Annotated in this window: 25 protein-coding genes; 10 read left to right on the forward strand and 15 right to left on the reverse strand. The window is 66.4% G+C overall.

From position 1 onward, the window contains the following. Window positions 1-133: 133 nt before the first annotated feature. The 6 genes from ROJ8625_RS17845 to ROJ8625_RS17870 form a co-directional block, all read right to left on the reverse strand. Window positions 134-1,015, reverse strand: coding sequence for a transglutaminase family protein (locus ROJ8625_RS17845; RefSeq protein WP_085793273.1), 882 nt, complete (start codon window positions 1,013-1,015; stop codon window positions 134-136). Window positions 1,016-1,236: 221 nt separating this feature from the next. Continuing rightward, complete coding sequence (locus tag ROJ8625_RS17850) at window positions 1,237-1,545, reverse strand: hypothetical protein (protein ID WP_085793274.1); 309 nt, start codon at window positions 1,543-1,545, stop codon at window positions 1,237-1,239. A gap of 70 nt (window positions 1,546-1,615) precedes the next feature. Continuing rightward, window positions 1,616-2,107, reverse strand: a complete 492-nt coding sequence (locus tag ROJ8625_RS17855; RefSeq protein ID WP_085793275.1) for a hypothetical protein — start codon at window positions 2,105-2,107, stop codon at window positions 1,616-1,618. Window positions 2,108-2,219: 112 nt separating this feature from the next. Continuing rightward, the gene (locus ROJ8625_RS17860) at window positions 2,220-3,062 is read right to left on the reverse strand and encodes a transglutaminase-like domain-containing protein (RefSeq protein WP_370738486.1); all 843 of its coding nucleotides are present in this window, start codon (window positions 3,060-3,062) and stop codon (window positions 2,220-2,222) included. Window positions 3,063-3,096: 34 nt separating this feature from the next. Beyond that, window positions 3,097-3,906, reverse strand: a complete 810-nt coding sequence (locus ROJ8625_RS17865) for a hypothetical protein (protein WP_085793277.1) — start codon at window positions 3,904-3,906, stop codon at window positions 3,097-3,099. After that, window positions 3,906-4,277 (reverse strand): hypothetical protein, encoded by a 372-nt coding sequence (locus ROJ8625_RS17870; protein ID WP_085793278.1) that lies wholly within the window; start codon window positions 4,275-4,277, stop codon window positions 3,906-3,908. The genes ROJ8625_RS17865 and ROJ8625_RS17870 overlap by 1 nt, the downstream gene beginning before the upstream one ends. A gap of 666 nt (window positions 4,278-4,943) precedes the next feature. Here ROJ8625_RS17870 and ROJ8625_RS17875 point away from each other — a divergent pair. The 6 genes from ROJ8625_RS17875 (at window position 4,944) to ROJ8625_RS17895 (ending at window position 9,458) form a co-directional block, all read left to right on the forward strand. Then, on the forward strand, window positions 4,944-5,150 hold the full coding sequence (locus ROJ8625_RS17875; RefSeq protein WP_085793279.1) for a cold-shock protein: 207 nt from the start codon (window positions 4,944-4,946) through the stop codon (window positions 5,148-5,150). 322 nt (window positions 5,151-5,472) lie between these two features. Beyond that, window positions 5,473-6,147, forward strand: a complete 675-nt coding sequence (locus tag ROJ8625_RS20720) for a hypothetical protein (RefSeq protein ID WP_143535170.1) — start codon at window positions 5,473-5,475, stop codon at window positions 6,145-6,147. A 667-nt stretch (window positions 6,148-6,814) separates the two neighbouring features. Further along, entirely contained in the window at window positions 6,815-7,156 is a 342-nt protein-coding gene (locus ROJ8625_RS17880; protein ID WP_143535171.1) for a hypothetical protein, read from the forward strand. A gap of 613 nt (window positions 7,157-7,769) precedes the next feature. Beyond that, a complete protein-coding gene (locus ROJ8625_RS17885) occupies window positions 7,770-8,519 on the forward strand; it encodes a dienelactone hydrolase family protein (protein ID WP_085793281.1) in 750 nt (249 codons plus the stop codon). Then, window positions 8,516-9,052: a histidine phosphatase family protein gene (locus tag ROJ8625_RS17890; protein WP_085793282.1), complete on the forward strand. Its 537-nt coding sequence runs from the start codon at window positions 8,516-8,518 to the stop codon at window positions 9,050-9,052. The genes ROJ8625_RS17885 and ROJ8625_RS17890 overlap by 4 nt, the downstream gene beginning before the upstream one ends. A gap of 64 nt (window positions 9,053-9,116) precedes the next feature. Continuing rightward, entirely contained in the window at window positions 9,117-9,458 is a 342-nt protein-coding gene (locus ROJ8625_RS17895; RefSeq protein WP_085793283.1) for a DMT family transporter, read from the forward strand. A gap of 126 nt (window positions 9,459-9,584) precedes the next feature. On the opposite strand, the gene ROJ8625_RS21085 is transcribed toward ROJ8625_RS17895, so the two are convergent. The 4 genes from ROJ8625_RS21085 to ROJ8625_RS17910 all read right to left on the reverse strand — a co-directional run bounded on the left by ROJ8625_RS21085 (window position 9,585) and on the right by ROJ8625_RS17910 (window position 14,598). Continuing rightward, window positions 9,585-9,755 (reverse strand): hypothetical protein, encoded by a 171-nt coding sequence (locus tag ROJ8625_RS21085; RefSeq protein ID WP_159456798.1) that lies wholly within the window; start codon window positions 9,753-9,755, stop codon window positions 9,585-9,587. After that, entirely contained in the window at window positions 9,752-10,882 is a 1,131-nt protein-coding gene (locus ROJ8625_RS17900) for a YeeE/YedE thiosulfate transporter family protein (RefSeq protein ID WP_085793284.1), read from the reverse strand. The genes ROJ8625_RS21085 and ROJ8625_RS17900 overlap by 4 nt, the downstream gene beginning before the upstream one ends. Window positions 10,883-10,895: 13 nt before the next feature. After that, window positions 10,896-11,831 (reverse strand): sulfurtransferase, encoded by a 936-nt coding sequence (locus ROJ8625_RS17905; RefSeq protein WP_085793285.1) that lies wholly within the window; start codon window positions 11,829-11,831, stop codon window positions 10,896-10,898. A gap of 286 nt (window positions 11,832-12,117) precedes the next feature. After that, window positions 12,118-14,598: a mechanosensitive ion channel domain-containing protein gene (locus ROJ8625_RS17910; RefSeq protein ID WP_234984310.1), complete on the reverse strand. Its 2,481-nt coding sequence runs from the start codon at window positions 14,596-14,598 to the stop codon at window positions 12,118-12,120. 150 nt (window positions 14,599-14,748) lie between these two features. Here ROJ8625_RS17910 and ROJ8625_RS17915 point away from each other — a divergent pair, with 150 nt between their 5' ends. From ROJ8625_RS17915 to ROJ8625_RS17925, 3 genes are all read left to right on the forward strand, one after another. After that, window positions 14,749-15,981: a putative DNA modification/repair radical SAM protein gene (locus ROJ8625_RS17915; protein ID WP_085793287.1), complete on the forward strand. Its 1,233-nt coding sequence runs from the start codon at window positions 14,749-14,751 to the stop codon at window positions 15,979-15,981. A gap of 4 nt (window positions 15,982-15,985) precedes the next feature. After that, window positions 15,986-17,473 (forward strand): UdgX family uracil-DNA binding protein, encoded by a 1,488-nt coding sequence (locus ROJ8625_RS17920; protein WP_085793288.1) that lies wholly within the window; start codon window positions 15,986-15,988, stop codon window positions 17,471-17,473. Between the two features lie 62 nt (window positions 17,474-17,535). Beyond that, a complete protein-coding gene (locus tag ROJ8625_RS17925) occupies window positions 17,536-17,994 on the forward strand; it encodes a GNAT family N-acetyltransferase (RefSeq protein WP_085793289.1) in 459 nt (152 codons plus the stop codon). A 68-nt stretch (window positions 17,995-18,062) separates the two neighbouring features. Here ROJ8625_RS17925 and ROJ8625_RS17930 read toward each other — a convergent pair whose 3' ends face one another. From ROJ8625_RS17930 to ectA, 5 genes are all read right to left on the reverse strand, one after another. Then, a complete protein-coding gene (locus ROJ8625_RS17930) occupies window positions 18,063-18,551 on the reverse strand; it encodes a hypothetical protein (protein ID WP_085793290.1) in 489 nt (162 codons plus the stop codon). A gap of 162 nt (window positions 18,552-18,713) precedes the next feature. After that, complete coding sequence (locus ROJ8625_RS17935) at window positions 18,714-20,144, reverse strand: aspartate kinase (RefSeq protein ID WP_085793342.1); 1,431 nt, start codon at window positions 20,142-20,144, stop codon at window positions 18,714-18,716. A gap of 19 nt (window positions 20,145-20,163) precedes the next feature. Beyond that, a complete protein-coding gene (locus ROJ8625_RS17940) occupies window positions 20,164-20,556 on the reverse strand; it encodes an ectoine synthase (RefSeq protein WP_085793291.1) in 393 nt (130 codons plus the stop codon). Window positions 20,557-20,561: 5 nt separating this feature from the next. After that, window positions 20,562-21,851, reverse strand: a complete 1,290-nt coding sequence (ectB, locus tag ROJ8625_RS17945; protein WP_085793292.1) for a diaminobutyrate--2-oxoglutarate transaminase — start codon at window positions 21,849-21,851, stop codon at window positions 20,562-20,564. Between the two features lie 55 nt (window positions 21,852-21,906). Beyond that, the gene (gene ectA / locus ROJ8625_RS17950; RefSeq protein WP_085793293.1) at window positions 21,907-22,437 is read right to left on the reverse strand and encodes a diaminobutyrate acetyltransferase; all 531 of its coding nucleotides are present in this window, start codon (window positions 22,435-22,437) and stop codon (window positions 21,907-21,909) included. Between the two features lie 259 nt (window positions 22,438-22,696). Between ectA and ROJ8625_RS17955 the strand changes: the two genes are divergently transcribed. Beyond that, window positions 22,697-23,350, forward strand: coding sequence for a MarR family winged helix-turn-helix transcriptional regulator (locus ROJ8625_RS17955; protein ID WP_306372296.1), 654 nt, complete (start codon window positions 22,697-22,699; stop codon window positions 23,348-23,350). The last annotated feature ends 139 nt before the right edge of the window (window positions 23,351-23,489 follow it).

Consider the following 23,489-nt stretch of genomic DNA (forward strand, 5'->3'; position numbering starts at 1 on the left):
GGCGTTTCACACAAACCTCCCACCTCCAGCGGACACTCTGTGTGTTCAGCGGAACGGTGTTCCTTCCTCCATTCCAGCGGTGCTGAAGATCGCCGCCAGCATCTACTAACAACCCTCTTTTCGACCTCGTCACTCAGGGGCGCATGCAAAAGGCGTCTGCGACATCCACGCTCACTTCCATCGACAAGACGTCTGTCGGTCTCCCATGGAAACTCCCGCTGACCGGCGCAACCTGCTCGATTCTTCTCGCGACGGCGACGGGAATGAGATTGATGGAGCCGACCGATCTGTTTGTCGGGTCGAACGGGATCCAGCCCGCTCCTGGAACGAAGACCTCCACCCAGGCGTGCGTGGAACCGGAAGCATCCGTTCCAACCTCGTTTCCGGAGGGGTTGAAAAGATATCCAGAAACAAGCCTGGCGCCAAAGCCGAGCGTCCGGACCGCCTCGGCGAAAAGAACTGCGAAGTCCCGGCAGGATCCCCAGCCCCTGTCGAGGGTCTCCAGCGGCCCCTGGGTGCCTTCCGTCTCGCGGCTCTGATAGGAAATTGCGGCTGTGACGCCGTTGCTGATGTCTTTCAGCAGAGAAAGCGCATCTGTTGGGCGTGCCATGACAAATTGCTCGACCCAATTCGGCAGCCGGCTGGTTTCGTCCGCATATTGCGGCATCGCCAGATCGCCGAGGTCTGTCCAGTCATCAGGTGAATACGCGAATGGGAATGAGACCGCGGCGGCGGCAATCGGGTAGACAGGCCAAATCGGGGCGCGCAGTTCCACACGCGCGCACGATTGGATCGAGAGCTTCATAGTGTTGGTTTCGAAATGTGCTGTCGCGACCGCATTGCCGGTAACGTCGTGTGACCAGTCGATGCGGGCTTCCGGACTGATCCCAAGGTCGAACGACGTCAGAATGAGATCCCGAGTTTCCCGCGGACGGAGCATCAGTCTGTGCGGTCCGAGAGAGACCCTGGTTCCATATTGATAGAGTGTCGTGTGAGTAATCGTGACGAATGGCATCGGTCAGACCTATGATGATCGACCGCCGGAGCGCCGCCGGCCCTGTCCGCCGCCCTCGGGAATTGCCGATCGCCAGACAGCCGATCCCTTGCAACGGGAACATATCCGTTCGCAAAACCCCTCGCTCCAGAAGGTTGACCTGCATCTAAGGCAGGCCCGCGCAGCAGCAACGTCGTCCGTCGCCTTGATTGTCTCGAACTCGATCTCCGCAGACTTTTTCGTCACTTCCGCTCCTCACGTTTTCTCAATCTGTCCATGTCGCCAACGGCACGCTTAATGAGTTTCTGAGTGCGCTCATCGCCAGCCCCGAGGGTCGCTGCGTAACGGTCGAGAAGGAACCGCCACTTTTTCGTGACTTCGGCCCAAGTCCGCGCCGGCTCCGCAAGCATCTGATCTTCGAGGCTTTCAAGGTGCGGTTGCTGTGGGAGCTGAAGTGGTCGCTGCTTGTTCGCTGGGCGCCGCCGCAATTCAGACGCATGCTGTCCGGCAACGGACCTGCGGTCGTCGAGATCAATCGGGTCATCGGTCATTTCGAAGCCTTGACAATGCCATCGAGCAAAGCTCTCGACTGGACGGAGCGACATATTTCCAACGCCAAAGTCATTCTCCGATGCCAGGGCGCGCGCTTCCGGAGCGTGGTCCGGCATCGCTGGCATGCCTACCGCGGCGATGCTCTTCCGTCTTAGACAGGTCATCTTGCCCTGCCTGCTGTCGATCGGGCTGGGGAGAGTAGAGGGCGCGGATGTCGGCCTCGGCCACGCCGTCGGCCTGCATGACGAGGCGGATCATCGGGTCGGCCAGCATCTCCTCGAGGAAGAAATCCGTCAGAGCTTTTCCGGTCAGTTTGTCCTTGGCAACGGCGTGCTCCAGTTCGGCAAGCGGCACGGAGAGCGTTCGGCTGAGTCCGGGATGAGTGGCCCGCGGATGTAGGCGGACGAGCACGGACGACGTCCATGTGCCTGGTTCAATCCAATCTACAGGTTCCAGCAGCTGGGTTTCGATCTCGTATTCGCCGGCCGGAAGGGTCTCGTTGAAGCTCGGAAGTTGGAACGGTTGCAGGAACACCGCAGTCGTCTTGATCAAATTGGTCATCTCGGCTTTCCAGAACGATTGGTGATTTGGGATGCAATGACGCGGCACCCGCAGAGCGGCCGGCCTCGCGAGCCGACGACGGACGAACACATCCACTCTGCGATTGGACTGATCAATTCCGCGACACAGGCATTGTCTCGGCGGGGTCGTGCCTTGCATCCCATGTCCAGACGTCGAATTGTGTCAGGGTGTTGGGTCCGAACGTTTGGGTCAGCGGCACATCGGCTGCATCCCGACCACGGGCGATCAGGATCCGTCCCACGCGTCTTGAGTTGTTGCGCGGATCAAAAACCCACCAGCGGCCGTGGAGATAGACCTCCATCCAGGCCGCGAAATCGTCGGGCGCATGAGGTTCGGGTTGGCCGAATTCGCTCAGATAGCCGGTGCAATAGCGGGCCGGAATGTTCATGCAACGGCAGAAGGTGATCGCGAGGTGGGCGAAATCGCGGCATACCCCTCGCCGCCCGACCAGCGTTTGAGAGGCCGTGCGCGTCGAGCTTGCGTGCATGTAGTCGAAAGAGACGGTTGTGTGCACGAAATCGCAGATCGCCTGCACCCGCGCCCAGCCCAGCGGCGTGGTCTCGAACAGGCGCCACGCCTCTTCCGACAGAAGATCCGTGTCGCAGTAGCGACTGCCAAGAAGATAGACCAGCGTCTCGGAAGGCAGTTCCTGCACGGCCTGCTGCGGGGCGTTGGGCGCGACCGCATCGGGCAGTCCGCAATCGCGGAAGATCCCGTCGGTGGACAGTGTGAAGTCGCCGGCTGGCGCCACCATGCGCGCGCACCAGTTTCCGAACCCGTCGCGATAGCTTTCGAGCGGCACACTAGGCGTGGTCACCAGATAGTCGGCGCGTTCCAGGTCACCGAAACGAGAGTAGTGCACGTTCAAGATTGCAATGAGTGGAGTGGGTTGCGTCAGTCGGTACTTCAGACGGCATCCGATCCGCATCCGGATGCCTGGCGTGTCGCCGCGGTCTGACCGAGAGGCTTTATCGTCCAAGAACGCACTCCCCATCTGTGAGTTGAAACCCGCGATCGCAGCGCCATGCGTTGCCGGATCGCTCGAGATGCGCGTTTGCCGGAAGGTCGATCGCGACACAGGCGGTGCCCACCTTCTCAAATCCCCGTTCACAGCGCCAACCCGGTCCGTAGAACGCCGGGTCCAGAAAGGCGTTCGGCGGAAGCGCCACGGGATCGCAGCGGCCATCGATTTCAAAGAACCCCCTTTCGCAGGCCCATTCTTCGCCGTGGTCCGCATTGGTGATATAACCGTTTTCGGGCACCGCAATCGGGACGCAGTCGCTGGAACTCGCCGTGAAGCCGCGTTCGCAGGTCCACCCGGAGCTTGAGGTATCGTTGGTGAGATACGCGTTGTTTGGCAGAACGATGAGAACGCACGTCTCGCCATCCTCCCGGTAACCGCGTTCACATTGCCAGTCGTAGCCGGACGATCTCAGAAAAGCTTTCTCGGGCACCGGGATCGCCTCGCAGGCCGTTCCTCCCGCTTCTTCGTACCCGCGCCGACACGCCCAGCCCGAACCGTAGGACCGGCCGGTTGCATAGGCGTTCTCCGGGATGTCGATGGCAATGCAGTCTTCACCAGCCACCCGGTATCCGAGCGCGCAGTTCCACCCGCCACCATAGCTCCGGGCTTCTGCGTTGTCCGGCAACGGCCCGATGCCATCCTGCGCGACAACCGGAAACGCTAGGAAGGCGATCACTCCGGCAGCAACGATCACGTCCCTACCGAGGCTCGGCGCCGGAACCCATGATCTGACGGTGGCGATAAAACCGATCATCAGTTGTCCCCTCCGTCTTCCGGACGCTCCGACGACGCATCGACGTCAAGCGAGGCCAGGCAGGCCTGAGCGATGTCGTGGTCCGGCGCCTCGGCGCCGGGGACGGTCGCCCAGCCTGCCTGCATCAGCGCGTTTCGGCGCTGGTAGGTCTGAGAATCTCGAGTAACGGCAAACTTCGCCATGCGGTCCGGATCGGCCAGCGGCATGTCAAGACAGATCGGAACCATGGCCGAGACAACATCCGTGCGGGACATCGCCATCGCCCTTTCATGCGCGGTGCCGCCCGTCACCCAACCGCCCCAAGTGAAGCCGCCTATGCCGACGACCGCGGCACCATAGGTCCCGGGTTTGAGCCATTCGGGAGTGTTCATTGAAGTATGCTCCTGCGGAGAAAGCGCCGCCTCGCTGTGAAAGCATGTCCGGGTCGCAGTTAGCTGCCGGTTCAGCGGTGTCTCAGACGCTTTGCCCAAGGTGCCTGTGGCCTGCCCTCACGCAGCCATTCGTTCTGGACGACCCGCCGAGCGTCGGCGCATCTGCCTTCTCTTCTGCGGCTCGCCGGTCACCGCATCCGAGGTTAGACCGCCGGCGATCCCGATAAAGGTGCCGAGCACCTTTTCGATGGCATTGAGCTCGGCGCGTTCGGTCGGGGTGCACCCAGGCGAACACTCCGGCACCGCATTGTGCCCGGAGCCGCCTCGGGCGGCGTCCCCCCTTCGTGATTTGGGAAAACGGTGCGCCACGGCCGGGGGCGGAAGTAAACCCGCCTGCTCACGCAGCATAGCCGTGGCGCATGCATTACATGGGAAGCCGTCGATGGCGTTTCAATGCCGCCCCATCAGCCGTCACCGACTATCAAGCGAATTCGCAACGTCGCAAAACAACTCTTGTAGGTCGCGTTCATAAGGCGCATCATCGCGGGGCGAGCGTTTTTCTCTGCGACCTTCTGCTTCCGTTCATCCGGCTTCAGTCGATCTCTCAGTCTGACTTTGCCTGGCTGCCGCATCCCGTGGGCAGCATATGAATAGGAGACCACGGATATGGCCAATGGCACCGTGAAATTTTTCAATAGCAGCAAAGGCTTCGGCTTCATCGAGCCGGAATCGGGCGGCAAGGACGTGTTCGTCCACATTTCCGCCGTCGAACGCGCGGGCCTAACAGGACTCTCAGACGCCCAGAAAGTGACGTTCGAGGTCGAGACCGGCCGCGACGGCCGCGAAAGCGCGACCAATCTCGCGCTTGCCTGAGTCCACGGATGCCGGGTGCCCTACGGTTGCCCGGCGCACGTCGCCCTTCCATAAGCGTTCTCGCGGTCGGAGGCCCCCGATCCGGCCTCATTTGCGAAACCGGAAAGTAATGGGCGTCAGTGCCGTTCAGCATTAGCGCGCACGGCCGCCCAACGCAGCCGCATTGAATTGGCGGTGGCAATCCTTCTGTTTGCAGCACGCTTAGCCCTTCACTGGGGGCGCCCTCGAACGACCAAAGGATGTCGAGCGTAGCTTATTGGGCAAGAGCAGGTTCGAACAAGAACGGCAGAACTGCTGTCAGCGGGACTTAGGAGACAAGACCATGAATAATTTCAGCACGGACGCTCGCACTGCTACGGGCCGAGATCTCTTCGAGGACAAGCCGAAGAAAACCAGGGAAAAGCCGGAGCTGGCGGTGCCCGAGATTCAGATCGGCGAGCATGGAAGGTACCAAATCAAGTCTGGCCGTCTTTCGGGGGAATATGTCGCGCGCGCGTTTCCCAAGAAGCCGACAAAGGCACAGGGTTTGATTGCAGAAGCACGGGGGAGCACGGAAGAAGCAGCGATCGCTGCCCTGCACGAAGTTATCGACTCAAGAGAAATTCGCAGAACCGAGGAACGCAGGATCGACCCGAAAACGGGCTCAGCCGTACCAAGCACCGCCGAATATGTTGAAGCAATCGGGCAGGTCGCACTGTCGCGCCCACAGGCTGCGATGCTGACAGCGTTGGCCATCGCCGGAGACGATGGCTTGCCTGATACGCGGATCGCATACGCAGCAGGTTACAAGTCGCAGAAATCGGCCAATCGCGCTTTGGCGACCGCAGGGCTATTGCTGGCGAATTATCTTTCCGTGGAGTTGGCCACAAGCGCGGAGACATGCACTCTCAATGGGACCGCGCTCTTGGGTTTCCGAGGTGCGCGGCCAAACGAAGAAGTCCCGGGAAACTGGATACTTCACCTGGAATTACGCGAAGCTGTGAGAGTTGTTCTCTAACAACTTCGACCCAGAACTCCGCAGAGTGAATGTTGCCTTTCGACATGCCAAAGGAGGACGGCGTGGCCAGTCCGATACCATCCTTAAGGTGGTGGGGTCTCCGAATATTGCCGGACAGGACACGAATATGCGAGGTCGAACTACTAACAACTCATGCGCGGAACGCCTTGTATGCCACTGATATTAATTCGAACTCACCACTTCCTACCGCGTAGCTTCAAAAGCCCTTTTTCGACGAGGGATAGTGTTGGCATTGCAGGCATGGGCGCAGATTGCCGAATTAGGTAGTTTTAAGCTGGCTCCCGACCTTCGCCGCGCTGACACCGGTGGCGGCTTCGACTGAACAGGTTGTCAATGCGCGCTTGGCCAGTCCGCCGGAGTGCCGCTCAGAACCCGGGCCATCGGCCCGGACGCGAGCCTCTAAGGGCGCCCTCCCGTTCGCGAGCCCACGGCCAGTCGCCAAATGGCAGCGCGCTGCCACTTGGTGGATAGCCCGTCGGCCATGCCCGCTCACAGGCAGCGGCGGCGCAGGCTCAAAAAATTTGAGTCAAACCAAACCAAAAAATTTGGGCGCACGGAGATCGATACAAAGTCCTCTTCGGGCGCCAGAAGCGCCCGCCCACCGCGGGCTCAGGCCCGCATATTTACCAATTACGGAGATGGCTAAATGACTATCAGTAAGTCAACCCGCCGCGCCTTGGTGGACCTGTTCGAAGATGCCGACCGACAAGAGGCCGAGAAAAAGATGATGGCTGCATTCGGCCCCAAGCTGTCGAAGGTCATCGACAGCTTACATGCTCTCGATCTGGACGGTCTCGCATGGCTCTTTGCCGCCGCAGAGTTCCATGCCTCGTCCGCCGCGGCGCGCGAGATCGCGAAGCATGTCATGCGTCCGGACGAGACCACCGTTCTTGTCGAAAAGCTCAGGGCAGAGGCGGAAGCCCAGAAAGCCGCGCGCCGAGCCGAACGCGACGCAAAGCGCGCCGAGGCGGACAAGACCGAAGACTGATCGGCGACTGCAATTTGTCTGTCGAGGGCGTAGAGGAAACTCTGCGCCCTTTTTTATGTCGAAGGAGTGCGTTGGCGCTTCGCGGCGCACTGCCCAACTCAGGCGTCGGCGAACCCTGTGCCGACCCAACTCATGTCACCGACACGATGTGTCGCGCCGCGCCCGACCGCGAGCTGCCGGTCACACGACAGGTGAAGCGCCCTCACTTGGCCAAAGCCGCCGAGCGGTCTGTTCCTGTTTCTTGAGCGGCAACCGCTTGGTCGGCGCTCGTAGACCTGGGCCTTCATTGTGCCGGCGCGGGAATGGGTTACATAGCAATGACCGGGGTATGTGTTATGCGCACATACGATGCCTCCGGCACTCGGCGTTTTCGCGATGCAAACCTCGGTGGGGCAAAGGGGCCGGCCCCTCGCGCTCCCCGGAGTATTTCGGCCAAGAAGAAGGGCTGGGCAGGGTTCGGGGCCCGGTCGGGGCGGAGGCCCGGAGGCCGGTGGGCGCCGGGAGGGGCGGAGAGGAGACCGGGAGGGTGTCCGAGAGGGGCGCCACGGGTGCTCGACATGCGCGGATCCGATCTAGGTTTTCGCCCAGTGCAGAGACCCCAGGGAGGATCGGGATGAGACAGCTCATGACACTTGCGGCGGCTTTGGCGCTGCCGATGGCGGCGGAGGCACAGATCGCTGGCGAGGCGCACACCTACACCGTGGGCGAGCGCAGCTACGAGGGATACGTGGCCCGGCAGCCGGCGCTCGAGGAGTCGCGCGGGACGGTGCTGATCGTGCACGACTGGGACGGGCTGACCGATTACGAGATGCGGCGCGCCGACATGCTGGCCGCGCAGGGCTACACGGCGTTCGCCATCGACGTCTACGGCGCCGACGAGGCGCCGTCGAGCGTCGAGGAGAACCGCGCGCTGTCCGGGGCGCTCTATTCCGATCGCGAGGAGTTCCGGGCCCGCCTGTCCGGCTCGATCGAGGCGGCGCGCGCGCTCGAGGGCGCGGATGGCCCGATGGCGATCATCGGGTACTGCTTCGGCGGCGCGGCGGTGCTCGAGGCGGCCCGCGCGGGCGCGGATCTCGACGCCTTCGCGACCTTCCATGCCGGGCTCGACCTGCCGGAGGGGCAGGACTACGCCGCCGTGCCGGCGCCTGTCATGCTGTTTCACGGCTCCGCCGACCCGGTGTCGGGGATGGACGCGATGGCGATGACGCTGAACGCGCTGCAGGAGGCCGGCGTGGCGCACGATGCGCGCATCTTCGGCGGCGCGCGGCATTCCTTCACCGTGTGGGGCTCGGAAGACTACGTTCTGGAGGCCGACCGCCAGTCCTGGGACGGGCTCATGCGCTTTCTCGACGAGGTGATGTGAGACTGCGCCGGCGCGACATCCTGGCCGCCGGGCTGGCGTTGCCGGCGCTGTCGCTGCCGGCGCGGGCCAATGACTGGGACGCCTTCGGCGAGGAGGGGGCGGTGGCGCCCGGGACCGGCGATCCGCCGGGCTTCGAGATCGGCGATTGCGCGACCCAGCGCACTCTCTCCGAGGCCGGGCGCGCGCAGGCACGGACGATCGGGGCCGCGCTCCGCGCCCGCGGGATCGGGTTCGACCGGGTGCTGACGAGCGCGTGGTGCCGCTGCCGCGAGACCGCGGACCTCCTGGGCGTCGGGCCGGTGGAGACCGCGCCCGCCTTCAACAGCTTCTTTTCGGACCGCGCCGCGCGCGCGGCCCGCACCGAGGCCGCCCTCGGCATCGTGTCGCGAGCGCGCGGCCGGGTCCTCGCGGTGACGCACCAGGTCAACATCAGCGCGCTGACGGGGCAGGGGACCGCGTCGGGCGAGATCGTCATCGCCCGGCCGACCGAGGGCGGGATGACGGTGCTGGGCTCGGTCTTCCTCGCGGCGTGAGCGGATCGACAGTCGCGCCGGAACGGGGTAGCGCAGGCGCGTTCCCGCGTCTTCGGAGGACTGCATGCCGAGCCTCGCCACATATCTTCTTCTCGCCGCGGCGATCTGCGCCGAGGTCGTCGCCACGACCGCACTGGCGCGCAGCGCGAGCTTCACCCGGCTGTGGCCATCGGTCATCACCGTCGTCGGATATGCGCTGGCGTTCTGGTTCCTGAGCTACCCGATCCGGGTGCTCCCGACCGGCGTGATCTACGCGATCTGGTCCGGGCTCGGTGTGGTGCTGATCACGCTCGTGGCGTGGCTCTGGGCCGGAGAGCGGCTCGACACCGCGGCGCTCCTGGGGCTGGCGCTGATCGTGGCGGGGGTCGTGGTGATCAACGTGTTCTCGGGATCGATGCGCCACTGATCCGGGCGTCCCGCGGCGGGTCGGCAGGCCGCGCGGGCCGCGGCGATGCGAGAGGCCGCGCGGGCCGCGGCGAGGCGAGAGGCGGCTCGGGCCGCGGCGACGCGGAACGCCGCGCGCGCCGAGAGATCACTGCGGCAGGGCCGCGCAATGGGCGCCGCCGGCGGCCGCGCCCGAGCCGAGCGCGATCAGCGGCGGCTGGCGGTAGATGTCCGGGCCGCCCGTCGCCGCGAGGTCGGCGAGCGTCATCGTGGCGAGGCCGGCCAGCGCGAGACCGGCAATCAGGGCGCGCGTGGTCATGACCGCGCCTCCAGCCCGAGGATCGGGCGCAGCTTGATGCCGTAGAACGCGCCGCCGAAGGCCGCCGCGAACCACGCCCAGCCGTGCAGGCTCCCGGTCGAGATCCCCGAGAAGAACGCGCCCACGTTGCATCCGAAGGCGAGCCGCGACGAGTAGCCGAGAAGGAAGCCCGCGATCACGGTCGCGATCCAGGCGCGTGCAGGCAGGTCGGGCAGCCCGCCGCCGAGGCCCGCGCGCCATGCGGCGACGAGGGACGCGCCACCGACGATGCCGAGATTGGTGAGCGACGTCACGTCGGTCAGGAGCGGCTGGGCCAAGCGTTCGACATTGCCGGGCGTGCCCCAGAAGGCGGAGCCCGACAGGTCCGCGCCGAGGGCCGTCGCACCCTTCGCCGCCCAGAGCCCGAGGCCGTAGACCACGCCCCAAGGCTGGCCGGCGACGACGAGGTTGGCGATCGCGAGACCGGCGAGGCAGATCGCGGCGATCCAGAACCGGCGCGGCATGACCCGCTTGTCGGCCGGGGCCCGCAGCCACAGGAACGCAGAGACCGCGGCCAGGGCGGCCAGCGTGACGAGCAGGCCGGTCGTGCCCGAGAGCGCGACGGTCGGCGCCGTGCCGAGGCCGGTCCACCACAGCAGGTGGTCGGCTCCGAAGAACGAGCCGATGGCGAAGAACGGCAGCGCCAGCAGGCTGACGGCGTTGCCGCTGCCCGCATTCACGAGCGTGCCGGAGCCGCAGCCCATCACGATCTGCATGCAGGCGCCGAAGACGAAAGCGCCGCCGATCATCGCGAAGCCGATCGGCGCATGCGCCCCGATCAGCTCCTGCCCGTGGGTCGCGAGAAGCGGGAACGCGGCGAGCGCGACGAGGCCGATCGACAGGAGCTGCGCCACCGTGCCGGCCGGATCGCGTTCGCGAATGGTCCGGCGCCATGGGCCTGCGAAGCCGAAGCGGAAGCCTTCGAGCACGATGCCGAAGCCGAGTCCGATCAGCAGCAACAGGCCGTAGCGCGCGCCGACGAGCGCCGACACGGCGAGGACAAGAAGTGCGGCGCCGAAAACGAGGGCGCCGCGCGAGGCGACGCGCGCCCCGGGGCGCGCGTCGTCGGGAGCGGTCGTGGTGGTCATGCGGACCTCAGATTTAGAAGACCGAGCGGATCTGGTGCCACAGCGTGCGCAGCGGCCCCGGGACGTTGGCCATGTCGTAGCCGGCGTTCGACCAGCCGACCATCGATTCGGGATAGAGCTTCACGTTGTCGATGCCGGCGAGTTCGGACAGCGCGAACCAGTTGGTCGCCGCCCAGTGGCCGGTGTTGCAGAACGAGATCAGGTTCTCCGCGCCGGTCAGTTCGTTCTCTTCGGCGAGGCTGCGCGCGGCGTCGGCGTCGATGATCGCCGGGCCCGAGGAGAACCAGTTGGCGTGCTCGAAATAGTCCGATTGCGGCAGCGTGCCGGGGCGCGCGGCGGCCGGGTGCGACTCGGTGCCGTTCCAGAAGCTTTCGGGCCGCGCGTCCAGCAGGAGCGTGTCGCTGCCGCCGTCGATCGCGGTCTGGACGTCCTCGACGCTCGCGGTCCAGGTGTCGTCCCACGTCACCTCGATGTCCGATGCCTCGGCCGTCACGGCGTCGGTCGACAGCTCCATCCCGGCCTCGGACCAGGCGCTGAGCCCCCCGTTCAGGATCGTCAGGTCCTCGATGCCCGAGGACTTGAGCGTCCAGTAGACGCGCGCGGCAGCGCCGAAATCGGTGACGCTCGAGCCCGCGTAGGTGATGACCACCGGCGTGCCGGTGTCCAGCCCGAGTTGGCCGAGCGTGTCGGTCAGGGCGGCGGCATCGGGCACCTGGCCCGGGTTCTCGGCGGGGCCGCGGAACAGGCTGTAGGGGGCGTTCACGGCGCCCGCGACATGGCCTTCGGCGTAGGCGTCGCCGTCGCGGATGTCGATCACGTCGACACCGTCGGTGCCCACGAGGTCGGCGACCTGTTCGGGCGTGGCGAGCGGGCCGGGCAGGCTCTGGGCCACGGCGCCGGTGGCGGCGAGCGTGGCGATCGCGGTGGTTGCGGCGAGAAGCGACTTCATGAGGGACCTCCTGCGGAATGACGTGTTTGCGGCTGGATGTGTCGTACGGGCGCGGAAGTGCAAGGGCAGGATCGCGCGTCGGTCGCGCCTTGGCAATGATGGGTGTTTCACGCCGCGCGCGGTGTCCGGAACGATCGCCAGGCGGCGCAACCGCGCCGGAACGGATGTCCTGCCATCGCCGATGTGCCGGGCCGCACGTTCTTATTGCGCGCCGCAGGCACCGCAAGCGCGAACCGGCGTCCTCCGGAAGGCGCGTGCCGCTCCGCCGGAGTGGCCGCCCCGTGCCTCAGCCGTTCTCGCCCGCCTCCGGGCCGAGATCGGCGTCGGGGGGCGCGTCGCTCGTTGGGTGCTTCGTCGCCTCGTCGCTGCCCCCGCCCGAGCGCGACCGGCGCGCCTCGGCACGGTCCTCGTCGGCGCCGACGTCGCGCAGGCGCAGCACCTGCGTCGAGCCCTCCTTGTTCTCGCCAAAGAACAGGGTCTGGTGCGGGAACGGGATCTCGATGCCGCGCTCGTCGAACAGCTTCTTCAGAAGCTCGTTGTAGGCGCGTCCGATGCCCCACTGGCTGCCCGGCTGGGTCTTGATCCGGGTGCGCAGCACCACGGCGCTGTCGCCCAGCGAATTGACCCCGAACCACTCCAGGTCGCCGATGATGTCGGCGCCCTGTTCGCTGTCCTGCAGGGTCGCGAAGGCGTCGTGCATCGCGGTCTTCGCCTCATCGATATCCTCGCGATAGGCGATGCCCATGTCGGTGACCGTGTAGGCGAACTCGCGCATGTAGTTCGACACCATGTCGAGCGACGAGAACGGGATGATGTGGTAGGTGCCGTCCAGCGCCCGCAGGCTGACCGACCGGATCGTCAGCTTTTCGACCGTGCCGGTGGTGCCGCCGACGGTCACGACGTCGCCCACGTTCATCGCGTTGTCGAGCTGGATGAACACGCCGGTGATGATGTCCTGCACCATCTTCTGCGCGCCGAAACCGATGGCGAGGCCGAGAACACCGGCCGAGGCCAGGAGCGGCCCGATATTGATGCCGATCTCGCTGAGCGCGAACATCAGCGTCAGGATGATCAGCGCGATCGTCGCGGCATTGCGGAACAGCGTCAGAAGCGTCTTTTCGCGCGAGGTCGGCGGCTTGCCGTGGCTCACGTCCAGCCGGTAGTCGATCCAGGCATTGAGCGCGAGCCAGAGGCCCGCCGCGAAGACGAGGATGAAGGCGACCGACACCACCGCGCCCGAAAAGGCGAGGCCGCGATCGCTCGACAGCCAGCCGGCAATGCCGACAAGGCCGATCACGTTGATCGTGTAGACCAGCACGCCGAACGCCACGAGAAGCCGCAGGATCGTCAGGATCTTCGGCGCGACCGAATTCACCCGGTTCTCGAGTAGCGGCAGGCGCTCGGTCAGGCTGTCGGGCAGCGGCAGGCCGTCCTTCGACGCGCGGCCGAAGGCGCCGACGATGAGCGATCCGACGAGGATCGCCGCGGCGATCTTGCCCGAACCGGCAAGCGCGGCGCTCACCACCTCGGCCGGCCGCGTCATGATCACCACGAACATGACGAACAGGTAGAACAGCATGAACCAGTGCCAGAGCCGGATGAACGACCCCAGGATGCCGCCGGGCTTCATCCGGTCGGGCACCGCGTCGGACGCGCTTTGCTCGGTCTCGTCGTGGAACGCGCGCGAGGCGAGTCGCCGGGCGAGCCAGTCGGCCACGGGTTTGCGATAGCGTACCACGGCGATAACGAGGTAGAGCAGCACCAGGAGCGCCAGCAGGGCCGATACCCCTGCGCCGGCGGCAAAGGACACGTTGCGATTGACGATCGGCACGATCAGCAGTTGCCCGTAGCCCAGCACGCTGACCACGACGTTGAGGATGCGGTAGAGCCGCTGCGCGCCGCCGTCCGACACGTTCAGGAGCCGCAGGCCGCCCGCCGCCGGCGCCACGATCATCCGCACCGCGACCTTGGTCAGTTCGACCAGCAGGAAGGCGTTGAGGTAGAGCGCCTGGCGAAAGCCCATCTGCCCGTATTCGCCGACCGCGAGCAGCGTCACCGCGTAGCCGATCGCCCAGGCCAGCACCACGATCAGGATGTCGAGCGCGGCCGAGCCCAGGTAGATGAGCAGCGTGCGCAGCATGCTCGACTCTTCGGCGCGCGCGCCCATGCGCCGGAAGATCGGCACGAAGATCATCCGCAGCCCGACATACACGGCGATCGTGATGGCGATGATGATGAAGAGCGTCCGGAGCGCGTCGAGCAGCACCTCGAGCTCCCCGCCGTCGAGCCCGCTGAACACGTTGTCCGAAGACGAGAAGCTGCGCAGGACCGAATTGACCTGATCGAGCGCCGTCTCGGCGACGGATTGGGTGAGCTCGGCAATCTGTGCGCCCAGCGAGGCCGGCTGGTCGATCACGGCGGCAAGGCCGTCGCCCTCGGCGCCCGAGCCCTCCGCGGCCTCGCCGTCGCCCTGACCCTCGGTCTGCCCGTCCTCCTCGAGGATCGCCTCGAGCTGGGTCACCAGCTCTTCGCGCGCCGCGTCGTCCTGCAACACGTTGAGCAGGCTTTGCAGCGCGAGCGCTTCGGACGGGGCGCCGCCCTCCTCGCCGCCGCTGCCACCACCGTCGCCGCCGCTGCCGTCGCCGCCGGTCGGCGCGGATTGCGCGACCGCCGTGCCGGGGACGGATACCGCGAGGCTTCCGCCGAGGAAGGCGGCGAAGAACAGCGCGATCAGGCCGGCGCTGAGGCAGTTTGCGAGGCGGCGCACGTGGGGTTCTCCTTCCAGACGTCCGGCGTCGGAACCTAGCCGTGGCCTTGGCGAGTGCAAGCAAACTGCCGGCGGCATCCCGCGGGGGCGCGCAGCTTTGCCGCACCGCGCCCACTTGAGTGGATCAAAAGAAGAACTTAATGTGAACGTATGGCGAAACGCACCCTCGCGGAGAAACTGTCGATCCTGTCCGACGCGGCCAAGTACGATGCCTCCTGCGCGTCGTCGGGCGGCGACCGGCGCGATGCGCGCGACGGCAAGGGCCTCGGATCCTCGGGCGGATCGGGAATCTGCCACGCCTACGCCCCGGACGGACGGTGCATCTCGCTCCTGAAGATCCTGATGACCAACTTCTGCATCTACGACTGCGCGTATTGCATCAACCGGGCGTCGAGCCGGGTGGAGCGCGCGCGCTTCTCGGTCGAGGAGGTGGTCAATCTGACGGTCGAGTTTTACCGCCGCAACTACATCGAGGGGCTGTTCCTGTCCTCGGGCATCATCCGGTCGCCGGACGACACGATGGCCGACATGGTCCGAATCGCGCGCACCCTGCGCGAACAGGAACGCTTCCGCGGCTACATCCACCTCAAGACGATCCCGGCGGCGAGCCAAGAGCTTCTGGACGAGGCCGGGCGCTGGGCCGACCGGCTTTCGATCAACGTGGAGATGCCGACCGAGCGGTCGCTGTCGGAATACGCGCCGGAGAAATCGGCCTCGGGCATCCGCAAGGCGATGGCGGACGTGCGCCTGCGCCGCGAGGCGTCGCGCGAAGGGCCGAGCCATCGCGGCAAGCGCCCGGCGCGCTTTGCCCCGGCGGGGCAGTCGACCCAGGTGATCGTCGGCGCCGACGCGTCCTCGGACCGCACGATCCTGACGCAGAGCTCGACGCTCTACGCGTCCTACGGGCTCAGCCGCGTCTACTATTCCGCCTTCTCGCCGATCCCCGATCCGGCCAAGGCGCTGCCGCTGAAGCCGCCGCCGCTGGTGCGCGAGCACCGGCTCTACCAGGCCGACTGGCTGCTGCGCTTCTACGGCTTCGGGGTCGAGGAGATCGGCGGCGCGTCGGGCATGCTCGACCTCGAGGTCGATCCCAAGACCGCCTGGGCGCTCGAACATCGCGAGCGCTTCCCGGTCGACGTCAACCGCGCCAGCCGCGAAGAGCTGCTGCGCGTACCGGGCTTCGGCACCAAGACGGTGGGGCGCCTGCTGTCGGCGCGGCGCCGCGGGCTGGTGCGCTACGAACACCTCAAGGCGATGGGCGCGGTGATGAAGAAGGCGCAGCCCTTCATCAGCGCCGGCGGCTGGAGCCCGCGCGGCCTTCTGGACGACGCGCGGCTGCGCGCGCGCTTCGCCCCGCAGCCCGAGCAGATGGCGCTGTTCTGAGCCGATGCGCGAGGTCGTCCTCCCGGTGGTGAACACGGTCGCGGCATGGCGCCGCGAGGCGCGCGCGCTGGCCGCCGCCGGCGTGCCGCCCGAGGCGGTGCTCTGGTCGGTCGGGCAGGGCACGCGTGACCTCTTCGCCGACGGCGCGGGCGGGCCGGACGGGACCGGGGCGCTGCCCCGGACCCCGGAGTATTTTCGCCAAGAAGAAGGAGGCGGCGGGATCCGGGTGTCGAAAACGGCGCTCGACACGATCGAGAGCGCGCTCTGCCACAGCGACCCGGAACGCTTCGCGCGCGGCTACCGGCTGGTGCTGCGGCTGTCGCGGGGGGCGGTGGCCTGGGGCGATCGCAGCGACGCCGATATGCTGACGGTGCTGCGCCACGCCAAGGCGGTGGGGCGCGACATCCACAAGATGCATGCTTTCGTGCGGTTCCGCGAAGTGCCGACCGAGGGCGCGCGCCGGGCCTTTGCCGCGTGGTTCGAGCCCGAGCACCCCTGCGTCGAACGGGGCACGCCGTTCTTCGCCCGGCGCTTCGGCGACATGGACTGGGTGATCGCGACACCGGGCGTGACCGCGCGGTTCGAGGCGGGACGGTTGCGGTTCGAGGAAACACGCGCGGAGATGCGCCCGCCCGAGGATGCGACAGAGGAACTTTGGCGGACCTACTACGCCTCCATCTTCAACCCGGCGCGGGTGATGGTGAAGGCGATGTGCGCCGAGATGCCGAAGAAGTACTGGAAGAACCTTCCGGAAGCGGAGCTCATCCCCGACCTCGTGCGCGGCGCCGAGGCGCGGGTGCGCGGCATGGCGGAGACGGCGCCGGCCGAGACCGCGGCGCCGCGGGTGGACAAGGTGCGCGCGCGCACCGCGGCGCTCCTCGCGGAGGCCGCGCCCGAGGATGCGCTGGGGCACCTTCGGCGCGACCTGTCGGCCTGCGCGCGCTGCGGAATTTGCGCGCGCGCCACCGCGCCGGTGCCGGGCGAGGGGCCGGCGGGCGCGCCGCTGATGATCGTGGGCGAGCAGCCGGGCGATCACGAGGACCTCGCCGGGCGGCCCTTCGTCGGACCGGCGGGCGCGGTGTTCGACGAGGCGGCGCGGGCCGCCGGGCTCGATCGCGGCGCGGCCTACATCACCAACGCGGTCAAGGGCTTCAAGTACGCGCCGCGGGGCAAGCGGCGGATCCACCAGCGCCCCGACGCGGGCGAGGTGACGCGGTGCCGCTGGTGGCTCGACCTCGAGCGGGACCTGGTGCGTCCGCGGCTGATCCTCGCGATGGGGTCCACCGCGCTCGCGTCGCTCACCGGCAGCGGACAGGGCATCCTGTCGCGCCGGGGACGGGCGGAGACGCTCGCCGACGGCACGCCCGTCCTGCCGGCGGTGCATCCGGCCTACCTTCTGCGGCTGCCCGACCGGGCGCAGGCGGCGGCGGAGAGGGCACGGTTCGAGGCGGACGTGGCGCGGGCGGTGGCGCTGGCGCGCGCCGCGGCCTGAACGCTTGCACCGCGGCGCCGCGCGTGCCACGCGCAGGGCCGAGAGCGACAGGAGGCAATGCCATGACCGGCTTCACCATCCGCAAGAACGCGCCGTTCGAGCTCGAGACGCTGTCGGAGATGCTGACCGATCCCGACGACCTGGCGCTGGTCAACCCCAACGCGAAGGTGCCGTTCGACAGCCGGGAATGGGCGGAGAAGTGGCTCAACGAGCCCGACGACGCGTCGTTCTACATCCTCGACGGCTCGGGCGCGCCGGTGGGGTTCTTCGCGCTGCGCGTCGGCGTGGGGCCGGAGGTGCGTCACCTGACCTATGCCTACGTCGTGCCCGACGCGCGGGGCGGCGCGGGCGCGGAAATGGCCCGGCTGGTGGAGGCGGCGGCGCGCGAACTGGGCGCGCTGACGATCACGCTCAAGGTCGAGACGGACAACGAACCGGCGCTCAATGCCTATCGCTCGGCCGGGTTCGAGGAGCTGTCGCGCCGCGGCGGGATGGCGACGATGCGGCGCGACCTCGACTGACCTTCGCGCCGCACAGAAAAACGGCCGCCCCGGGGGACGGCCGTCTTTGACACCCTGGTGCCGTGCGATCAGTTGGCGACCGTGGTGGTCGGGCCGGTCTCGATCGCCGCGGCCAGTTGCGCGCGGGTCATGTCGAGCATGAGGGTGTTGTCCGATACCATCATCGATCGGGTCTGCAGGGCGATGGTCTCGACCCCGTCGCGCGCGATCTGGTTTTCCATCTCGCCGTCGAGATCCACGAGCACGCGGTCGCCGTCCATGTCGGTGCGCGACACGGTGCCCACGATCTCGCCGTCGGAGGAGCGGATGACCGCATCTTCGGTCAGCGCGGCATCGAGCCGTGCGGCGGCGTTGCTGGCCGCGCCGTAGGTTTCCTCGGCGGCTTCGCCCACCGCGCCCACGGCGGCCTGCCCGGTGTCGACGATCTCGCGGCCGGCATCGGCGGCCTGCCCGGTCACGCTCATGTCGGCGTCGTCGCTCGGCGCGACGGTCTGGGCCGCGGCGGCGCCGGCGAGGCCGAGGGTCAGGGCGGTGGTCGTCAGGATGCGGGTCATCATGTCGGCATCTCCTTCAATCTGTGAATGGCCGTTGCGGCCGCTCACACGAGAAATGCCGACCCCCCTCCGCGATGTTCCAAGATCTCTGCCGACCGGCGAAGTCCTGCACGTCGCGCGCAAAAAAAGGCCCGCTCGAAAGCGGGCCCAGTCAGGTTCAGACGGTTACGCCACCAGCTTCGGGGCGGCGTTTCCCTTTCCCATGAACGTGTCATGGAGTGCCTTGATGCACCGGTCGCGATCGTCGCGATGGATGACGAACTGGGCGTCCACGGTGCGCGTCGTCTGGTGCGCCGAGATCACGTCGACGCCTTCCTCGCGCAGCGCGCCGAGACCGCGTTCGAGCACGTGAAGGCCGCGCAGGTCGCGCCCGATCACCGACACGATGGCCGAGGAGCGCACGTTGATCGACGCGCTCGGGTAGATCCCGGCGATTTCCTTTTCCACCGTGCGCAGCGCCGAGAGCGGCGCGTCGACATAGTGGGTGATGGTGTTCGCGTTCGAGGTCTTGGAGACGATGCGCAGGTTGTGGTCGGTCAGCACGTCGAGGATGGCGGCGTCGTAGCCCTTCACGCCGACCATGTCCTGCTCGAAGAGCTCGAGCGCGTACACGTCGACCCCGCAGACGATCTCGGCCACGCCCTTTTCGGCTTCCTGGTCGTCGATCAGAGTGCCGGGATCCTCGGGCTCGAACGCGTTGGTCACGCGCAGCGGCACCTCGGCCTGGCGCAGCGCCTTGGCGGCGGTCGGGTGGATCGCCTCCATCCCCATGTTCGACAGCTGGTCGGCCACGTCGTAGTTGGTGTGGCCGAGCTTGCGCACGTTTTCCGCACCCACGAGCTTGGGATCGGCGGAGCTCAGGTGGAACTCCTTGTGGATGATCGCCTCGCGCGCCTTTGTGAGCGCGGCGATCTGGCTGAACGTGACCTCGGAATAGCCGCGGTCGTACTTGTTCATGAGGCCCTCGGCGCATTGCGCGTAGCCCGTCACGATCGGCATCTCGTGCTCCAGGTCGACGGAGTCGAGGCCATCGCAGATCCGGTCGTCGAGACTCATTTCGCGATCATCGCGCCAGCCCGACAAGTCGACGAAGCGCGCGTTCACGCCGTTGCGCTGCAACAGCTTCGCGGTGACGAAGGCGGAATGCGCCTCGCCCAGCCCCGACAGGAGCTCGCGCGTGACCTGCATGTGCGCCGACAGCCGGAAGTGGCCGTAGGAGCAGAGGCGATGCAGGTCGATCAGGCAGTTGCGCGCGCCTTCGATGCGGTCGCGCACGAAGTCGTCGGCCTCCTGCCGGTCGCCCTTGTGCTCGAGGAGCGCCTCGTGCGCCTCGCGCATGGACCGGTCGACGCGGTTGAGCGCCGTCATCCAGCCATGCTCCTCGGTTTCGTTGGCGAACTCGGCATAGACGCCGGACTCGCCGGTCTTCTTGTGCTCGAGCAGCAGGTCGGTGATGCCGCCGAACGCCGAGACCACGAAGATGCGGTTGTACTCGGGCGCCGAGACCTTGAAGAGCGGGTCCAGAAGCTCGTCGAGGCGCGACATCGAGGTGCCGCCGATCTTTTCGACCGTGTGGTTCTTGAAGTCGATGCTCATGTCCATCCCTCGGGGTGGTTTAGGCCGCTTCGTCCGGTGCGGCATAGGATCCGTCTTCACGGTGCACTTCCTTGCCGGTCACCGGCGGATTGAAGCAGCAGGCGAAGGCGAAGTCCTCTTCACAGCGCAACGTGTGCTTGTCGTGCTTGTCGAGCGCGTACATCACGCCGGGCGTGATCTCGTGGACCTCGCCGGTGGCGAGATCCTCGATCGTGCCCTTGCCCTTGATGCAGTACACGCTCTCGAAGTGGTTCTTGTAGTGGAACGTGTGCTCCGAGCCGGCCTTGATGTGCGTGATGTGGAACGAGAATCCCATCTGGTCGTCGGCCAGCAGCATCCGGATCGAGGTCCATTCCGCGTCGGACACGGACCGGTCGGTGCCGTGCAGCTTGTTTTCGTCACGAACGATCATGTCTGTTACTCCGCTGCGATCTTGGTGTGGCCGACGGCGTCGCGCGTCGCTTCGAGAAGGATGTCGAGCCCGCGACGGAAGGTTTCCGTCGGCGTCGTCAGCGGGGCGAGGACCTTCACGACCTCGTCGTCCGCGCCCGACGTCTCGATGATGAGACCCTTCTTGAAGGCATGTGCGCAGATCTCGCCTGCAAGCTCACCCGAGCCCACGTCGACGCCCTGCATCATGCCACGGCCCTTGAGCTTGGCGCCCGTCACCTCGTCGGCGACGGCCTGAAGCCCGGCGGTCAGCATCACGGCCTTTTCCTGCACGTCGCGCTGCAGCGTGTCGTCCTTCCAGAACTTCTCGAGCGCCACGCGCGCGGTGACGAAGGCATGGTTGTTGCCGCGGAAGGTGCCGTTGTGCTCGGCCGGCTTCCAGATGTCGTACTCGCTCTTGATGAGCAGGCAGGCAAACGGCAGGCCCATGCCCGAGATCGATTTCGCCTGCGTGATGAGGTCCGGCTCGATGCCGGCGTCCTCGAAGGCGAAGTAGGTGCCCGAGCGGCCGCAGCCCGACTGGATGTCATCGACGATCAGCAGCGCGCCATGCTCCTTGGCGAGGCGGGCGATGCCCTGCATCCACTCCTTCGACGCGGCGTTCAGACCGCCTTCGCCCTGGATCGGCTCGAAGATGAACGCGGCCGGCTTGTCGACGCCGGACGACGAGTTGTTCAGCATCATCTCGATCTGCTCGAGCGTGTTGACGTCGGGGCCGAACGCGCCGTCGTAGGGCAGGTGGGTCACGCCGCACAGGCCGCCGCAGGAATTGCCCGCGCCTTCACGCTTGCCGGCGTTGCCGGTCAGCGACAGCGCGCCCATCGTCATGCCGTGGAAGCCGTTGGTGAACGAGATGATGTTCCGGCGGCCGGTGACCTTCCGCGCGAGCTTCATTGCCGCTTCGACGGCGTTGGTGCCCGTGGGGCCGGTCATCATGATCTTGTAGTCGTCCATGCCACGCGGCTTGAGGATGATGTCCTCGTAGTCCTGAAGCCAGTCCGCCTTGGCATCGGTGTACATGTCGAGGCCGTGGGTCACGCCGTCACGCTCGATATGCGACAGCAGCGCGGCTTTCATGTCAGGGTCGTTGTGCCCGTAGTTGAGCGTCGAGCACCCGGCGAGAAAGTCGATGTATGTGGTGCCGTCGGCGTCGGTCATCTCCGACCCTTGCGCCTTGACGAACACGGTATCGAAATTGCGGCAGTAGCTCCGCGCCTCGGATTCGCGGCGCGCAAAAATTTGTTTGTCTGTCGACATTGGGAAGTCCTCTGGACTGTTTGAGCAGGTGTAACGCAGAAGCGGGAGCGCGGGTTCAGGCCGCGCTCTGCACCGCTTCGCGGAACGTGATCGTCACCATGTGTTCGGTGGCATGTTCGCCCGCGAAATGCGTGTCGCGGGTGAAGTGGGCGTCCGACGTCAGGTCGGCGTTGGAGCGGTCCGCGAACTTGCGGAACAGCGCCCAGGACGCATCGTTGTCTAGCGTGATGGTCGTCTGCATCCGCTTCACGCCCTCGGTTTCCTCGCGCGCCATCAGCGATTGCAGCATGCGCGAGCCGAGGCCCATGCCGCGGGCCTTCTCGGACACCGCGACCTGCCAGACGAACACCGTCTCGGGGTCGTTCGGCGTCACGTAGGCGGAGATCCAGCCGACGATGTCGCCGTCCTTCTCGGCCACCACGCAGGTATCCTTGAAGTGGTCGCTCTGCAGAAGATTGCAGTACATCGAGTTCTCATCGAGCGGCTTGCAGCTGCGAATGAGCTCCCAGATGTCGGCGCCGTCCTCGCGGACGGGCTTGCGGAACGTGACGGTGCCTTCGGGTTTGGCGCTTTGCAGTGTCTGCACGGGTCTGAACCTTTGTCGCGTCTTTTGTTTCGTATGACTAAGTATAGGTCTCGCTCGCGGTATTTCAACACTCAAAGTAATTTTCTTCCCCGCAATATCTAGAGTGCTGACATTCGTCGGAACGCATGCGTTTTCAGGGCTTTCCGCGAAAATAGCAAGGCGGGAACGGCCCGGCAACAGGTTCGAAAAACGATGCAGACCCCGGCCGAAGCCCGTTGCCGCCGTTGTAAAGGTGCATTAAAAGCCTAAGTACTTGGGCATGTTCAGTGATGTGATCCGCCAGCCCCATGCCTCTGCCTGCGCCGTCTCCGACCGCGCGGGCCGGGCGGACGAGACGAGTGAGACGACGATGGACCGGACGGACGAAAGCCTGATTGCCCTGCGCCGCATCCTGCGCGCCACGGAACTTTACGGTCGGGATCTGGCGCGCGACGCCGGTCTGACTGCCGTGCAGCTGCGCGTTCTGCAGATCGTGGCCGAGCGCGGGCGATGCCACCCCTCGGACGTGGCCTCGCAGATGGGCGTGAGCCAAGCGACGATCTCCGTCCTCATCAAGAAGCTCGTGTCCTACAACCTGATCGAGCGCCGGCAATCGGCACGCGACGGGCGCCAGATCGACCTGACGATCACGCCGTCGGGCCTCGAGAAGGTCGAGGCCGCACCGGACGCGCTGCAACAGCGCTACGTCGCGCAGTTCGAGGCACTGCCCGCCTGGGAACAGTCGATGGTCGTGGCGGTGCTCGAACGCGTGGCCGGCATGCTCGACGCCGGACAGCTCGATGCGGCGCCGGTCCTCGCGATGGGCGACATTACCCGGATGCATCAGCAGTCGGCCGCCAGCAACCGCGAGAGCGCCCCGGCCCGCGATGCCGCGCCGGCCGCCGAAGCCGAGCCGCGCCGCGTCGCGCCCTGACGCCGCGATCCGGAGCCGCCCCGTCGCACGGGCAATCGAGACACGGTAACGAAAAGAGCCCCCGCAGCGACCTGCGGGGGCTCTTTTCGTGCGCCGCATCGGCATCGGTGCCTGGAACGCGCCGCTCTTGCGTGTCCTG

The sequence above is a fragment of the Roseivivax jejudonensis genome (assembly GCF_900172265.1).
Taxonomy (GTDB): domain Bacteria; phylum Pseudomonadota; class Alphaproteobacteria; order Rhodobacterales; family Rhodobacteraceae; genus Roseivivax; species Roseivivax jejudonensis.